The sequence below is a fragment of the Nocardiopsis alba genome (assembly GCF_000710955.1).
Classification (GTDB): domain Bacteria; phylum Actinomycetota; class Actinomycetes; order Streptosporangiales; family Streptosporangiaceae; genus Nocardiopsis; species Nocardiopsis alba.
The window spans coordinates 254,946-270,050 of sequence record NZ_BAZE01000005.1 but is presented as its reverse complement, the minus strand read 5'-3'; the positions used below and the strand labels follow the sequence as shown (position 1 = coordinate 270,050).

Genomic DNA, 15,105 nt, shown 5'->3' with positions numbered 1-15,105 from the left:
CCTCAGCCACAGCAGGGTGTAAGGGTGACACGGTTCCCTACCTCGACCCCAGGGGCGCCCGAACACGGCCCGAAGCGCCGGCGGAGGGCCAAAGCAAACACAGCTGGCGCGGGGTGTGGCTCACAGCCCGTAGGCTGGAGTGCCGTGCAAGAAACACTGATCGTGGTGGGCGCCGTCGTCATCCGGGACGGACGGGTCCTCGCCGCCCAACGGGCCGAACCGGAAGCCGATCGCGGCCGATGGGAGTTCCCCGGCGGCAAGACCGAGCCGGGGGAGAGCCCCGGCGACGCGCTCGTCCGTGAATGTCGTGAGGAACTCGGCGTCACCGTCGAGGTGCGGGAGCGGATCGGATCCGACCTTCCCCTGCCCCGACCGGACCGGCGTACCGGGCTCCCCGCGGTCCTGCGGCTGTATCGCGTCGAACTCCTGGAGGGCGTCCCCCGTCCTCTGGAGCATCTGGCCCTGGAATGGGTGGATATCGCGGGTCTGGAGAGGCTCGATTGGCTGCCCGCCGATCGACCCTTCCTGGGACCGATCGCCCACATCCTCCAGGTGGGGGAACAAACCGCCTGAGGCGCGCGTACAAGGGTTTCGCGGGTTCCGTTCCGGGACGCCTCGTAGTGACGAAGCTAACCGGGACGACTCGTTCGCTTCCCGACCAGACCATCATGACCACATAAACTGGCGACGGGCCGTGGCGATCTGCGGTCTCTACCCAGTACAGGAGATCGAGACTCAAGCATGCCCACCGCCACTTCCGTCGAGGGCTCCGCCCGCCGCACCGACCTGCGCAATGTCGCCATCGTGGCACACGTCGACCATGGCAAGACGACCCTCGTCGACGCCATGCTCTGGCAGTCCGGTGTGTTCCGGGACAACCAGGACGTCGACGACCGTGTGATGGACTCCAACGACCTGGAACGCGAGAAGGGCATCACCATTCTCGCGAAGAACACCGCGGTCCACTACACCACGCCCGAAGGCGAGGACGTGGTCATCAACATCATCGACACCCCCGGCCACGCCGACTTCGGTGGCGAGGTCGAGCGCGGTCTGTCGATGGTCGACGGTGTCGTCCTGCTGGTCGACGCCAGTGAGGGCCCGCTCCCGCAGACCCGCTTCGTGCTGCGCAAGGCCCTCCAGGCCAAGCTCCCCGTCATCCTCGTGATCAACAAGGTGGACCGGCCCGACAGCCGGATCTCCGAGGTCGTGGACGACACCTACGAGCTGTTCATGGACCTGGACGCCGACGAGTCGCAGATCGAGTTCCCGATCGTCTACACCTGCGCCCGCGACGGCAAGGCCACGCTGGAGCGCCCGGAGAACGGCGCGGTCCCCGAGAACGACAACCTCGTGCCGCTGTTCTCCACGATCCTGGAGACCATCCCGGCGCCCGAGTACGTTCCCGACGCCCCGCTCCAGGCCCACGTCACCAACCTCGACGCCTCTCCCTTCCTGGGCCGTCTGGCCCTGGTCCGCGTCCAGCAGGGCGAATTGCGCAAGGGTCAGCAGGTCGCGTGGATCCGCACCGACGGCAGCACCCAGCAGGTCAAGATCACCGAGCTGCTCATGACCGAGGGTCTGGAGCGCAAGCCCGCCGAGAAGGCCGGCCCCGGTGACATCGCGGCCATCGCCGGTATCGAGGAGATCATGATCGGCGAGACCCTCGCCGACCCCGAGAACCCGGTGGCGCTGCCGCTGATCAAGGTGGACGAGCCCGCCATCTCCATGACCATCGGTACCAACACCTCGCCGCTGGTCGGCAAGGTCAAGGGCGCCAAGGTCACCGCGCGTCTGGTCAAGGACCGCCTGGAGAAGGAGCTCGTCGGTAACGTCTCCCTGCGTGTGCTGCCGACCGAGCGTCCCGACGCCTGGGAGGTGCAGGGCCGAGGCGAGCTGGCTCTGGCGATCCTGGTCGAGCAGATGCGTCGTGAGGGCTACGAGCTCACCGTCGGCAAGCCGCAGGTGGTCACCCGCGACATCGACGGCAAGGTCCATGAGCCGGTCGAGCGTCTGACCGTCGACGCGCCCGAGGACTACATGGGCGCCATCACTCAGCTGCTCAGCGTCCGCAAGGGCCGCATGGAGAACATGGTCAACCACGGCACCGGCTGGGTGCGCATGGACTGGCTGGTCCCCTCCCGCGGTCTGATCGGCTTCCGTACCGAGTTCCTCACCGAGACCCGCGGTACCGGTATCGCCCACCACGTCTTCGAGAAGTTCGAGCCGTGGTTCGGCGAGCTGCGCACCCGCCCGAACGGCTCCCTGGTCGCCGACCGCGCCGGTGTGGCCGTCCCCTTCGCGATGTTCAACCTCCAGGAGCGCGGCGTCCTGTTCGTCGAGCCGACCACCGAGGTGTACGAGGGCATGATCGTCGGCGAGAACTCTCGCGCCGACGACATGGACGTCAACATCACCAAGGAGAAGAAGCTCACGAACATGCGCTCGGCCACCGGTGACGAGCTGGTGCGCCTGGTGCCGCCGCGCAAGCTCTCCCTGGAGCAGGCGCTGGAGTTCTGCCGCGAGGACGAGTGCGTCGAGGTGACGCCCGAGCACGTGCGCATCCGCAAGGTCATCCTCGACCAGAAAGAGCGCGGGCGCATCACCGCGAACAAGAAGCGCCAGCAGCGCTAGCACCGTTCCGGCCCTGATCGGGGGCCGGACGGTGGCAGGGGGCGGTCGGGATCATGTGTCCCGTCCGCCCCGCGTTTTTCCCGGGCTACGGCCGGGTAGATGACCAGAACATGAAGTTCGAGCCCACGTGTCCACGTTGTGGGCGCGGCGTACAACCTCCGGGGTTGTGGTCCAGCGCCTGGCAGTGCGACGCCCACGGGTCGGTGGCGCCGCTCCAGGGTGTGCGTGTGCCGGGGAGCGCCTCCCTCGAAGTCCTTCTGCCCCGTGCCCGGGTGCCTCTGTGGATCCCGTGGCCGTTGCCCGCGGGATGGGTGGTCACCGGTTTCGCCGACGCGGGCGACGAGCGCAGCGGGGCCCTGGCCACCGCGGTCGCCCTCTCGGGGCCGAACCCGCTCGGTGGTTTCGGCGAGCTCGTCATCGTGGCGGAGGACCCCGGGATCGGTCTGGGGGCCCGCCTCGCCGGTCTGAACGGGCCGGATCCGGGTGCGGGCTGTGATGCGGGCGCGCCCGCCGCCAAGGTCCGCTTCGATGGTCACGACGTGGCCCTGTGGAACCTGGACATGGGCAGGAGCCGGGCCGTCTACACGGGTGAGGCGCTCGCCCACTGGTTGTGGCTGGTCTTCGACTCCGCCGACACCGGGATCCTCATGGGGGAGATCCACGCCCTGCGCGACCTGAGGGATCTACGTGACGGAGGGGTCGCGTTGGAGCCTCCGTTCGGCGCGCCGAGCCCCTTCCTGGAGCGGAACCTCGCCTCGACGGACACGAACGACTGACGGCCGGACCCCGGTCTTACGTACAATCGCCCGGTGACACGTATCGATCTGCACTCGCACAGTTCGGTCTCCGACGGGAGCGACACCCCGGCCGAGGTCATGGCATACGCGGTCGCCGCGGGGGTGGACGTGCTCGCCCTCACCGACCACGACACGGTCGGGGGGATCGAGGAGGCCGCCCGGAGCCTGCCGCCCGACCTCACACTGGTTCCGGGGATGGAGCTGTCCTGCGCCTATCAGGGATCGAGCGTCCACCTGGTGTCCTACCTGTTCGACCCGGAGGCGCCCGGCCTGCTCGAGGAACTGCGCCGGATCCGTTCCGACCGGGCCTCCCGGGCCGAGGAGATGGTGCGCAAGCTCCAGGAGTTGGGCGTCGACGTCACCTGGGAGCGGGTGTTGGAGATCGCCGGGGCCGGTCACTCCGAGCACGCCGACGCCAACACGATCGGCCGCCCCCACCTGGCGAGGGCCGTGGTGGAGGCGGGCGCCGCCGAGAACGTCCAGGACGCCTTCGATCGGTGGATCGGTTCGGGCGGTCCGGCCTACGCCTCCCGTTACGCGCTCGATCCGGTCCGCGCGGTCCGGATGGTCCGTGAGGCCGGCGGGGTCTGCTCCCTGGCACACCCGGGCCGGGCGGAGGGCGCCATGAACGGCGCGGTCCCGGTCGAGCTGGTCGAACACATGGTGGCGGCCGGGCTGGGCGGGATCGAGGCCGACCATCCCTCGCACCGGAGATCCCAGGCGGAGTTCTGGCGCGGTGTCGCCTCCGACCTGGGAGCGGTGGTCACCGGTTCCAGCGACGACCACGGCACTCTGAGCGGTCGCAGGCTGGGCTGTCGGACCACGGCACCCGAGGCGTTCGAGGAGCTCATCGCCCCCGCGACCGGTGCCGAGCCGATCCGCGGGTGAGAGGCGGAAGAAGGGATGCCCTGACGCGCCGAGGTTCGGTACGGTACGGAACACTGCGTGAGGGCGCGACAATGGTCGCAGCGCTGAATCAGCACATATCTGGACGAAGGGTCTGACGCCGTGTTCTGGAAGCGGAAGCCGAAGAAGCAGGAAGGCCACGAGGCCACCGATTCCGCTGTGGAGGTCGCGGAGGACACCGAGGAGAAGGTCGACGACGCGGTCGGGTCCGAGGACACCGACACGGAGGAGACCACCGAGAAGGCCGCGACCGAGGACCGGTCCGCCGACGAGACCGAGACCGCCGGGTCCGATGAGGCCGAGGCCGCCGACGAGAAGGTCGACTCCGACGAGAGCGCCTCCGACGACACGGACGAGAAGGCCGACGAGGACGCGAAGGAGGCGAAGACCGAGGACTCCGAGGAGGAGGACGAGGTCGTGGAGGTCGGGGTCACCGGCCCCGACGCCGACGGGATCACCCGCGTGCGCACCGCCGGCACCTTCGAGTTCGACGGTGAGAAGTCCGAGATCATCAGCAACACCTGGATCGTGGAGGCGGACAAGGACGGTGTCGTCGTCATCGACCCCGCCCACGACGCCGAGGCGATCCTGAAGGTCGTCGGCGACCGCGAGGTGTACCTCGTGGCCTGCACCAACGCCTACAGTCCGCACATCGAGGCGGCCCTGACCATCGCGGAGGAGACCGAGGCCGACATCGCCCTGCACCCCCGCGAGATGCGCGCCTGGCGTCGCGTCCACGGTGCCGAGCACCGCCCGGAGATCGAGGTGGAGGGCGGCGGCTCCTTCGACGTCGGCGACCTGCACATCGACGTCCTTCCGCTGCCCGGAACCTCCCCCGGCACGGTCGGCTACTACGTCAGCCAGCTCGGCGCCGTGTTCGGCGGCGACACCCTGCGCAAGGGCGAGCCCGGCATGGTCGGCGGGATCTACATCGACTACACGACGCAGCTCGCCTCCATCGGCGAGAACCTGCTGACGCTCCCGCCGGACACCCGGATCCTGCCCGACCGGGGACCCTCCACCACGGTGGAGACGGAGAGCCGCAACTTCGACGCCTGGGTCTGATCCCGAGGACCGTCCCCCGCACATCGTGCCGCCGCCCCTATCGGGGTGGCGGCACGAGTCGTCTCAGCGGCGGCCCACCGACTCGGTCTCGTTCCAGAAGGCGGTCAGCGCGCTCGACGTGGTCTCGGGCGCCTCCACATTGGGGGAGTGGCCCGCACCGGGGATCACCAGGCGTCGGGCGCCCAGACGCACGGCCATCTCGTCCTGCTCGGACGTGGGCCAGGCGTCGTCGTTCTCGCCGTACAGGACCAGCTTGGGGATGTCGACCTCGACCAGCTCGTCCACCCGGTCCCGGGCGCCCAACAGGTCCTCGGCCATGCGCAACAGGCCCACGGCGCTGCTGGACAGAAGACGGTCGCGGAGGAAGTCGACGATCTCGGGCCGGCTCGAACGGCGGTGCGCCTCGGCCTCGAAGAGTTCGTCCCACAGTTCGCGCAGGCGCTCGCTCGTGGGGTTCATCGACACGGCGGCGATCAGGTTGCGGGTGCGCGTCGCGGCGGCCCCGCTCATCGCGCCGGGGCCCGAGCACATGAGGGTGAGGGAGCCCAGGGGGGAACGGTCGACCAACGCCGCCTCACGGGACACCAGGCCGCCGAAGGAATGCCCCACCAGATGTACGGGGCCGCCGTCGCCGACCTGGTCCAGGACCTCGGAGACCACCTCTCCCAGAGAGGAGAGACGGTAGTCGGGAAGTCTCACCCCGGGCGGCGGGGTGAGGGTCTCCGGGCCCGGCGACCGGTAGGTGCCGGGCAGATCGATCGCCACCACCTCCCGTCCGGCCTGCGCCAGACTCTGGAGGAGGGCGATGAAGTCCTCCTTGCTGCCGGTGAAACCGTGCACCAGGACGGCAGGGGACAGTTCTGTGCCGCCGGAGGTGGGCAGAGCCCGGAGCGCGGCCACCGGACCATAGGAAAGACTCAGGTCCGTGCGCCGCACACCCGGCGGCAGATCGAGGAACTCAGGTGTACTCACGTCGGGACACCCTAGACGATCAGGGCGCCGGAACGGGAGGATACGCGGGTTCGGTCAGGTGTTCTCGGGGTCCCTGCGGGCGCCGCGCGTACGACGACGGCGACGGATCCGGCGAGTGCCCTCTCCATCGGAGCCCTTCTCGGAGGCGGAGGACCGTTCGGTGGAGGGCGGCGCGGTGGTCCCGGCCTTCTCCGCCGAGGCCCCGGCACCGGTCACGGACTCGCCGTTCCTGGTCCGTCGGCGCGAGCGGTCACGGCCGCCGCCACGGCGTTCGCCCTGCTTACCGCGGCCGCGGTCACGATCGCCACCGCGTCCTCGACGGCCACCGCGCTCCCCCCGGTCGCCGCCCCGCGGCTGGCCGGTGTCGCCGATGTCCTCGATCTCCTCGGCCTCCAGGCCCGCGTGCTCTCCGCGCTTGTCCTCGGCGAGCCGGCCCTTGGTGCCCTTGGGGATCCTCAGCGCCTCGAAGAAGTGCGGCGAGGTCGAGTAGGTCTCCTCGGGCTCGTGGAAGTCCAGGTCGAGCGCGCCGTTGATCAGCTTCCAGCGCGGCATCTCCTGCCAGTCCACGAAGGTGACGGCGGTGCCCGTGCGTCCGGCGCGGCCGGTCCGGCCGATCCGGTGGGTGTAGGTCTTCTCGTCCTCGGGCGTCTCGTAGTTGACCACGTGGGTCACGTCGTCGACGTCCAGACCCCGGGCGGCCACGTCGGTGGCGACCAGGATGTTGATCTTGCCATTGCGGAAGGCCCGCAGGGCGCGCTCACGCTGGCTCTGCCCGAGGTCGCCGTGCACGGCCGCGGCCGCGAAGCCACGGCTCTTGAGGTCGCTCGCGACCCGGTCGCAGGCCCGCTTGGTCTGGCAGAACACCATGCTCTGCCCGTGGTCCTCGGCCTGGAGGAGACGCGCGAGCATCTCCGGCTTGTCCATCTGGTGGGTGCGGAACGCGTGCTGGGCGATCCGGCTGGTGATGGCGGAGCCGTCGATCTCGTTGTCGTCCCCGGCCCTGACGTGCGTGGGTCGGGTCAGGTAGTTGCGCGACAGGGTGACGATCTCGCTCGGCATGGTGGCCGAGAAGAGCATCGTCTGACGTTCGGCGGGCGTCTTGGTGAGGATGCGCTCGATGTCGGGGAGGAACCCCAGGTCGAGCATCTTGTCGGCCTCGTCCAGGACCACCGAGGCGACGCCGTCCAGCCGCAGGTGCTTCTGCTTCTCCAGGTCGAGAAGGCGGCCCGGGGTCCCGACCACGACGTCGGTGCCCTCCTGGAGGCCGTTGATCTGCGGCTCGTAGGAACGCCCACCGTAGACGGTGAGGATGCGACCGCCACTGCGCTTGCTCGCGGTGGTCAGGTCGGCGGCCACCTGGATGGCCAGTTCACGGGTGGGGACCACCACGAGGGCGCGCGGTCGCTTGGCCGTGCCCGGCTCGCGCTGGGACAGCTGCAACAGCGGCAGGCCGAAGGCGAGGGTCTTGCCGGTACCCGTGCGCGCCTGCCCGATGATGTCGCTGCCGTTGAGCGCGATGGGCAGGGCCAGTTCCTGGATCGGGAACGGTTCCACGATCCCCTCCGCCTCCAGGGCGTCGGAGATCTCGGGACTCACTCCGAGGTCGCGAAAGGTGATGCGGGGTGTCTTCGTCTCATCTGTGCTGCTCAGGGCTCAAGCCTCCATCTAGGCGGGCCGCAGCGTCGTTCGTGGCCGCGGCGGGGTGCGGTCGCGGTCGGCCTCCGGCCGCCGCGGAGGGCGCGGCACACCCGGTCCCCGTCTGACGGAGGGAGCCCCGGTGGCGCTGCCGACTGGATCCGCGCGGCCCGGGGACACTGCCCCTGCCGCGGACTTTCCGGTTCCATCCGCTGGATTGTCATGTGCGGTGCGTCGCTGGGCGCGTGGCCATCGCTCCCTCACGCCGCACTGGTCGTGAGGACACGTCGTGGTGTCCGGCGCCCGCACCCCGAGCGCCCGCCTTCGCGGCGCCGAGGGGTACCCGCGGGAGGGCCCGCGTGTGGAGGGCGCGGAGGGCGGCGCGGTGTGCGCGCACGCTGGTCATCACACAGAGTCTAGCTGTTGGTTCGCCCGGTGGACAGAAGAGGTTCACCGGGTCGGTGGACGGCCGAGACCGTACCCGCTCCCGCCCGGTGCAACCGTCATTCGAGGCCGTTTAGTCCCCGGTTCGGGTCCGAAGGGCCGGGCGATACCCTGACGGTCATGACCCAAGGCCCTTCCGCCGAACCCGGCGTGATCGATCTGCTCGGACTCCTCGCCTACGCCGAGCTCGGTTCCTTCTTCCGTCTGGCCGACGACGCGGGCCTGGCCCCGTCGCTGCGCACCAAGGGAGAGCTGGCCGGGCTGGCCGCCACGGAACAGAGCCACTACCAGGCGATCCACGACCGGCTGGTGGAGCTCGGCGTCGATCCGGAGGAGGCGATGGCCCCCTTCATCGCGCCGTTGGACGCCTGGCACGAGCGGACCGAGCCGCAGAGCTGGCTGGAGAGTCTGGTCAAGACCTACGTCGGCGACGGCATCGCGGGTGACTTCTATCGCAAGGTCGCCGAGTTGGCCGACGCCGAGACCCGGGCCCTGGTCGAGGACGTCCTCGCCGAGACCGGAAGGGCCGAGTTCGTGGCGGGTCAGGTGCGCGCCGCGCTGGAGGAGGACCCCAAGCTGGCCGGTCGACTGTCCTTGTGGGCGCGACGTCTGGTGGGCGAGGCGCTGAGTCAGGCGCAGTCGGTGGCCGTGGATCGGCCGGAGCTGGCGGGGTTGCTCTCGCGGGGGAGCGAGAGGGACAAGAGCGGCTCGGGTCTGGGCGATCTGGCCGCGGTGAGTCGGATGTTCGCCTCGCTCACCGAGGGCCACACCGCCCGTCTGGCCGCCATGGGCCTGGCCGACTGACAGGTCCGAAAGGGCGTGGGGACCGACGGTCCGAGTGCTCGCCGGCATCCGTTAACGTGACGACGGATGCCGGTTTCGTCGTGTATCGGGGCCTTGACTTTTTCTTGTCGGCTCTTGGTCAAGTGCGGGTAATTTCCACCACATTCGTGACGATCCATTGGTCGCCGGCACATATAGTCGAGAAGGTTTCCCGTCTCCTCGACCACGCGAGTAGGTACTTCCATGCCCCGTGGGACCTCCGTGCGCCACCCACTGGCCGGACTCACCCGTGACTTCCACCGCCTCGGACCGCTCGAGGGCTCTGTAGAGCCCTGGATGAGCGCTGAGCTGGATCAGCATGCCGCACAGGTGTGCGAAGGCATCGTCTCCGGCGGTGCCGAACTCAACGCCGCCACCCTAGGAACCTACCTTCACGGTTTCCTCGACGGCTGTCTCGAACGCGGTTGGGATTCCGAGGACGCCGGCTACGACTGGGAGACCCTTCGCATTCTCGCCATCTGTCGCTTGGCGAAGGAGCGCGGTTTCGTCCGCTAGGTTGGTCGTGACCCGCGGGCGTATGTGATCTTCGACGCGAGCCTCTCGCGATCGTCGCCCTTGGCGGTTCCCCGGCGAAATGCCGTGACCGGGCGTAGGCTGAAACACGACGGTGGCTCCACCGTGGCCGATCGTGGTCCGGCGTATCCGGGTGCGATCGAGAACCCCGCGGAATGCGGCGTGGGATTCACGGCGTTCAAGGTGCCGGGCGGATCTCGGTCACCGTAACCGGCGGAGCGGCCTGCGGAGCCGCGAGAAAGGAATGCGAATGAGGAGCGGTCGGCATGGGGCGGCGCGCCCACCCGTCGGCGTCCTGATCCAGCAGGATCGCGTCGACTTCGCGCTTTTCGCACTCATCTTCGTCGTCGCGCTCGCGTCGATGGTGCTCACGGGACCCGGAAGCGTCGTCTTCTGGTTGGCCTTCCTGCCGTTGATCGCCACCGTCGTGCTGGCCTTCCGGCGTATCGAACACCTTTCCCGACTGGAGCTGCGCGACTCCGAGTTCCTGTGAGTCGCCTCCGGCCGTAGACGTCCGAGCTCGGTCCGGGACACACGACGAGGGCGAGGCCGCCGGGCCCCGCCCTCTTTTCGTGTGCTTCCGAGTCCGCCGATCTCGCGTTCCTCCCGGACGGGTGGGAACGTGCGGGACCCGACGGCTACGGGGTGGATTCGCCGCCGGTCCCGCGCTGCCCGGGAAGGCTGGAGCTCTCCTCCCTGGTCTCGGCGGTCTCCTCCTCGGCCCTGGCCCCGGGGCGGTTCATGGCCGCCTCGCGCCCGGCCCGGTAGCTGCTCTCCTCGCTCAGCCGGCTGGTCTCGCGCTCGGCCACGTCCAGCCAGCGGGACCACCGCGACTGCATCGGCCTGATCAGACCGCCGCCGACACCGACGACGAGGATGCCGCCGATGGTCGCCAGCACCGTGATCAGCACCGGCAGGGTCACGGCCACGGCCACGCCCATCTGGTTCAGCGCGGCGATGATACCGAGGGCGACGATCGCGACGGCCGCGATGTTCGCCAGCAGGCGTCCGTAGGAGAGTCCGCCCAGGGCCCCGTCGATCAGGTCGCGGACGGCCTTGGCGATCATGGCCGTCACCACGACGATCACCAGGGCGACGATGCCCCGCGGGATCCAGGCGATGACGTCGTTGAGCAGCGTGCTGATCGGGTTCGGCCCGAAGACGTTGAACGCGAGCGTCAACACGAACAGCAGCGCGACGTAGTAGATGATCTTCCCGCCCAGCTCACTGGCGGTCCAGCGGCTGCGCTCGAAGTAGTGGCCCACACCGCCGCGGTGCAGGGCGCGGTCCAGCCCGACGCCGTGGAGCCCCTTGGCGACCCCCTTGCCCACGAACCAGGCGATGATCCAGCCCAGAACGAGGATCACCAGGAAGCCCAGCAGCAGTGGCACAAAGCCCGCTATCGACTGCCAGGCGCTCATCAGACCCTGCCCGATGTCCATACGTCTTCACCCCCGAATCGCTGGTCCCGCCCGTGATTCCGGTGGCCGGAGTCGAGCGGATACGGCGAAGAGAAGCTCGTTACTTCTCAGTTTCGCGATACCCGTCGAGGGAGTTTCGAACCGTTTGTCAGCAATACCTCGAAGTGATTGCATGTCCTTTATCGGGATTTGGTGGAGAGCTGGGTGAATTCCCTTTTTCAAGATGGGAGAATTCGCGACCCGTGTTCTTCCTCGGGGTGGAACGGAAGAACCCCCGGGCGCGTGGGCGTCCGGGGGTGTCGTCTTCGCGAGGGAGAGGCTAGGAGCCGTCCTCCTCGGCCGAGCGGGTCAGGTCCCAGCCGCTGATGCCGCGCCAGGCCAGCCGGGCGACCAGCTGCTCGGCGGCGTCCTTGGGGATCGAACCCTCGTTGTTCAGCCAGTACCTGGCGCTGGTCTCGGCCATACCGACCAGGGCGATGCTCAGCAGGTGGGCCTCGTCGTCGGAGATGCTGGTGTCCTGACGGATCACCTCGCCGATCAGCTCGGCGCAACGCCGGAACGTCTGCTCGCTCTTCTCTCTGACCGCGGGGAGGTTGCGCAGGTCGGACTCGAAGACCAGCCGGAAGGCCTCGCCGTCGCCCGCGACGAAGTCGAAGTAGGCCTGGAAGCTCGCCGTGACGCGCTGACGGTTGTCGTCGGTGCTCTCCAGCGCCTCGCGCTGCTTCTCGACCAGGGCCTCGGAGTGCTCCTCCAGAAGGGCCAGGTAGAGCTCCAACTTCCCCGGGAAGTGCTGGTACAGAACGGGTTTGCTGACCCCCGCGCGGTCGGCGATCTCGTCCATCGCCGCCGCGTGGTATCCGCGGGAGACGAAGACCTCCTGAGCCGCGGCCAGGAGCTGGCGACGGCGCCTGACCCGGGGCAAGCGGGTACCCCGGGCGCGGGCGTCTGAAGGAGCTGTCACACCCACACCCTCCGAACTCGGCATGGCAGATGCACGCCGTTGACCGGGCATCTGCGTGGCTAGTGCTTGCGGACGCGGCCTGTGATCTGTGGCCCGGCCCGCAGGTCGTCCCTCATCTTACTCCCGCGTAGGTTCCGTGTGGGCGGCACGGGGCGAATGCCGTCCTCAGGGGCGGCGGGGGCGTATGTCGTCGGCCGGTGCGGATGAGGAGGTCAGCGGCGCTCCTCCTCGTCCTCCTCGCCCGCCTCGATGGACTGCTCGATCACGTCGGCCTCGTCGGCCTCGTCGAAGGTGCCGCGGGCCGCGCCCTCGGTCCAGTCGCCGGGTTCGTCGGACCCGGCGGGGGCGCGCTGTTCGGCGGCGTCGGCCTCGGGTACATCGGTGGTCGGGTCGTCGTTCTCAGGGCGGCGTCCGCCCGTTCTCCGGTCGGAATCGGAAGATGCCACGGGGTCCTCCCCAACGTCGTCTCCGTACCCGTGACACTACCGTTACTCCACCCTTCGGTGCCTCTCGACACCCGCCCCCCTTCCTCCGGGAGGCCGCTCGACGGGGCGTGCGCGTGGAGCGACGTGGACCACTCCTCCCCGGGGTGGGAATGGAATACCCCACCCGTTAGGTTGGGTATGAGTGCAAGACGCTTCGCGCGCCGCCCCGCCCTCCGCGGGCTCCCCTCGGTACGGGTGTGGATGCGAGGCGACCCGAACAGACATGAGGAGTCACCGTGTCGCTGCCGCCGCTGGTCGAACCGGCCGCCGAGCTGACCGTGGACGAGGTGCGTCGTTACTCGCGTCACCTGATCATCCCGGACGTGGGGATGGACGGCCAGAAGCGACTGAAGAACGCGAAGGTGCTGGTCGTCGGGGCGGGTGGCCTGGGATCCCCGGCCCTGCTCTACCTCGCGGCCGCGGGCGTGGGCACGCTCGGCATCATCGACTTCGACGTCGTCGACGAGTCCAACCTCCAGCGCCAGGTCATCCATGGCCAGAGCGATGTCGGCCGGCCCAAGGCCGAGTCCGCCCGGGACAGCATCAAGGAGGTGAACCCCAACGTCGAGGTCGTCCTGCACCAGGATCGTCTGGAGTCGGACAACGCGTTGGAGATCTTCGCCGACTACGACCTGATCCTGGACGGCACCGACAACTTCGCCACCCGGTACCTGGTCAACGACGCCTGCGTCATCCTGAACAAGCCCTACGTGTGGGGTTCGATCTACCGCTTCGACGGTCAGGTCAGCGTCTTCTGGAACGAGTACGGGCCCCAGTACCGCGACCTCTACCCGGAGCCGCCGCCGCCCGGAATGGTCCCCTCCTGCGCCGAGGGCGGTGTCCTGGGCGTCCTGTGCGCCTCCATCGGCTCGGTGATGGTCAACGAGGCCATCAAGCTGATCACCGGTATCGGTGACCCGCTGGTGGGCCGTCTGCTCATCTTCGACGCCCTGGAGATGACCTGGCGCGAGGTCAAGGTCCGCAAGGACCCGGAGACCGAGCCGGTCACCGAGCTCATCGACTACGAGGCCTTCTGCGGCGCCGTGTCCGAGGAGGCCACCGAGGCCGCCGCGGACTCCACGATCACCGCGCCGGAGCTCAAGGACCTCCTGGACAACAAGCCCGACGAGATCTTCCTCGTGGACGTGCGCGAGAAGAACGAGTACGAGATCGTCAGCATCCCGGGCGCGACGTTGATCCCCAAGGGCGAGTTCCTCAACGGCAAGGCCTTCGAGCGCCTGCCCCAGGACAAGCGCGTCGTCCTGCACTGCAAGTCGGGCGTCCGCTCGGCCGAGGCGCTGGCCGCGGTGAAGGCGGCCGGTTTCGCCGACGCCGTGCACGTCGGCGGCGGTGTGCTGGCCTGGGTCAACCAGGTCGACCCGAGCCTGCCCTCCTACTAGGTCACGCTCCCTCCGGGCGGTACGGGTCTCCCGTGCCGCCCGGACGCGTTCACGGACCCGCGTCCCTGAAAACTACGCAAGTGGGTACAAACCTCACATGGGTGGCCGCGCCGACCGGCGCGCGCCCTCGTCGTGGGAGGTGGAGTGATGCGTGACAAGGGACGCCGGGCGGACTGGGCGGCGATCGTCCTCGGCTTCGCCGTGGGCCTGAGCTGGATCTGGCATGGAATGTACGGGTTCTCCGGCGGGATGTTCTTCCTCTTGGGGCTGGGGACCATTTTCGCCGCGGTGCTGTCGCTGACCCGCCCCGCCGCGATCGCGAGCGAGCTCGGCGTCCTGGCGGCGGGGGTGGTGCTGTTCGTCCTGCCGTGGCTGCTCGGCTTCACCCACATCCTCGCGGCCGCGATCACCGCGTGGGTGGGCGGCGGCCTCCTGATCGCCTTGGGCGTGTTCGGTGTGGTCATGGCGGCCAAGACCCACAAGCGACACCCGGAGTTGGCCTGGAACAACCACCACGACGCCGGGGTGACCACGAGAACGCCCTGACCCGCGCCGCGACGCGAGCGGGGCCGTCCCCTTCCAGGGCGGCCCCTTCGTCATGGGCTCCGGCGGAGCGGGGAACCCGGGCACGCCTGTCGTCGGGGGTGGCTAGGCTCGGCCCCATGACGGACGACGTGCCCGACGATTACACCGAGGAGGTCCTGGCGGTGGTGGAGGCCATCCCGCCGGGCCGTGTGATGAGCTACGGCGACATCGCCGAGTACGTGGGCCGGGGCGGCCCGCGCCAGGTGGGTTCGGTCATGTCCCGCTGGGGCGGAGGAGTGCCGTGGTGGCGCGTGGTGCGCTCGGACGGTCGGCCGGCCTCCGGACACGAGGTGCGGGCCCGCTCCCACTACGCGGCGGAGGGCACGCCGATGCGTTCTCAGAGCGATCGGGTCGATATGACACGAGCCCGATGGGACGGCGGTTCCGGGGCCTGACGAGGTAGGCGACCCGGCCGGGGTCGTTCGGGATGGTCGTCCGACTCTG

General features: G+C 69.2%; 16 protein-coding genes. 11 read left to right on the top strand and 5 right to left on the bottom strand.

Annotated elements, in window-relative coordinates; all coding sequences use genetic code 11:
• The first annotated feature begins 144 nt into the window (after positions 1-144).
• The 5 genes from TR33_RS11805 to TR33_RS11785 all read left to right on the top strand — a co-directional run bounded on the left by TR33_RS11805 (position 145) and on the right by TR33_RS11785 (position 5,402).
• A complete protein-coding gene (locus TR33_RS11805) occupies positions 145-573 on the top strand; it encodes a (deoxy)nucleoside triphosphate pyrophosphohydrolase (protein WP_017533462.1) in 429 nt (142 codons plus the stop codon).
• A 168-nt stretch (positions 574-741) separates the two neighbouring features.
• On the top strand, positions 742-2,634 hold the full coding sequence (gene typA / locus TR33_RS11800; protein WP_014909627.1) for a translational GTPase TypA: 1,893 nt from the start codon (positions 742-744) through the stop codon (positions 2,632-2,634).
• Positions 2,635-2,687: 53 nt separating this feature from the next.
• Positions 2,688-3,410, top strand: coding sequence for a DUF6758 family protein (locus TR33_RS11795; protein ID WP_338010204.1), 723 nt, complete (start codon positions 2,688-2,690; stop codon positions 3,408-3,410).
• 33 nt (positions 3,411-3,443) lie between these two features.
• Positions 3,444-4,319: a PHP domain-containing protein gene (locus tag TR33_RS11790; protein WP_017533464.1), complete on the top strand. Its 876-nt coding sequence runs from the start codon at positions 3,444-3,446 to the stop codon at positions 4,317-4,319.
• A 120-nt stretch (positions 4,320-4,439) separates the two neighbouring features.
• Positions 4,440-5,402, top strand: a complete 963-nt coding sequence (locus tag TR33_RS11785; protein WP_017533465.1) for an MBL fold metallo-hydrolase — start codon at positions 4,440-4,442, stop codon at positions 5,400-5,402.
• Positions 5,403-5,465: 63 nt separating this feature from the next.
• On the opposite strand, the gene TR33_RS11780 is transcribed toward TR33_RS11785, so the two are convergent.
• Both TR33_RS11780 and TR33_RS11775 read right to left on the bottom strand, forming a co-directional pair.
• A complete protein-coding gene (locus TR33_RS11780; RefSeq protein WP_017533466.1) occupies positions 5,466-6,374 on the bottom strand; it encodes an alpha/beta fold hydrolase in 909 nt (302 codons plus the stop codon).
• Positions 6,375-6,428: 54 nt separating this feature from the next.
• A complete protein-coding gene (locus tag TR33_RS11775; protein ID WP_026124801.1) occupies positions 6,429-7,970 on the bottom strand; it encodes a DEAD/DEAH box helicase in 1,542 nt (513 codons plus the stop codon).
• Between the two features lie 603 nt (positions 7,971-8,573).
• On the opposite strand from TR33_RS11775, the gene TR33_RS11770 reads away from it, so the two are divergent.
• The 3 genes from TR33_RS11770 (at position 8,574) to TR33_RS11760 (ending at position 10,302) form a co-directional block, all read left to right on the top strand.
• On the top strand, positions 8,574-9,257 hold the full coding sequence (locus tag TR33_RS11770; RefSeq protein ID WP_014909199.1) for a ferritin-like fold-containing protein: 684 nt from the start codon (positions 8,574-8,576) through the stop codon (positions 9,255-9,257).
• 222 nt (positions 9,258-9,479) lie between these two features.
• Entirely contained in the window at positions 9,480-9,791 is a 312-nt protein-coding gene (locus TR33_RS11765; RefSeq protein ID WP_026124802.1) for a DUF6401 family natural product biosynthesis protein, read from the top strand.
• A gap of 268 nt (positions 9,792-10,059) precedes the next feature.
• Positions 10,060-10,302, top strand: coding sequence for a hypothetical protein (locus TR33_RS11760; protein ID WP_014911150.1), 243 nt, complete (start codon positions 10,060-10,062; stop codon positions 10,300-10,302).
• 145 nt (positions 10,303-10,447) lie between these two features.
• On the opposite strand, the gene TR33_RS11755 is transcribed toward TR33_RS11760, so the two are convergent.
• The 3 genes from TR33_RS11755 to TR33_RS11745 all read right to left on the bottom strand — a co-directional run bounded on the left by TR33_RS11755 (position 10,448) and on the right by TR33_RS11745 (position 12,637).
• Positions 10,448-11,251, bottom strand: a complete 804-nt coding sequence (locus TR33_RS11755; protein WP_017533467.1) for a mechanosensitive ion channel family protein — start codon at positions 11,249-11,251, stop codon at positions 10,448-10,450.
• Between the two features lie 298 nt (positions 11,252-11,549).
• A complete protein-coding gene (locus tag TR33_RS11750) occupies positions 11,550-12,191 on the bottom strand; it encodes a TetR/AcrR family transcriptional regulator (RefSeq protein ID WP_026124803.1) in 642 nt (213 codons plus the stop codon).
• Between the two features lie 212 nt (positions 12,192-12,403).
• Entirely contained in the window at positions 12,404-12,637 is a 234-nt protein-coding gene (locus tag TR33_RS11745; protein WP_014911341.1) for an Rv3202a family protein, read from the bottom strand.
• Between the two features lie 275 nt (positions 12,638-12,912).
• Here TR33_RS11745 and moeZ point away from each other — a divergent pair, with 275 nt between their 5' ends.
• The 3 genes from moeZ to TR33_RS11730 all read left to right on the top strand — a co-directional run bounded on the left by moeZ (position 12,913) and on the right by TR33_RS11730 (position 15,056).
• Positions 12,913-14,076 carry an adenylyltransferase/sulfurtransferase MoeZ gene (moeZ, locus tag TR33_RS11740; RefSeq protein ID WP_014909009.1) on the top strand — a complete coding sequence of 388 codons (1,164 nt, stop codon included), beginning with the start codon at positions 12,913-12,915 and terminating at the stop codon, positions 14,074-14,076.
• 147 nt (positions 14,077-14,223) lie between these two features.
• Positions 14,224-14,622 carry an SPW repeat domain-containing protein gene (locus TR33_RS11735; RefSeq protein ID WP_017533468.1) on the top strand — a complete coding sequence of 133 codons (399 nt, stop codon included), beginning with the start codon at positions 14,224-14,226 and terminating at the stop codon, positions 14,620-14,622.
• A gap of 116 nt (positions 14,623-14,738) precedes the next feature.
• Complete coding sequence (locus TR33_RS11730; RefSeq protein ID WP_042283109.1) at positions 14,739-15,056, top strand: MGMT family protein; 318 nt, start codon at positions 14,739-14,741, stop codon at positions 15,054-15,056.
• Positions 15,057-15,105 lie beyond the last annotated feature (49 nt).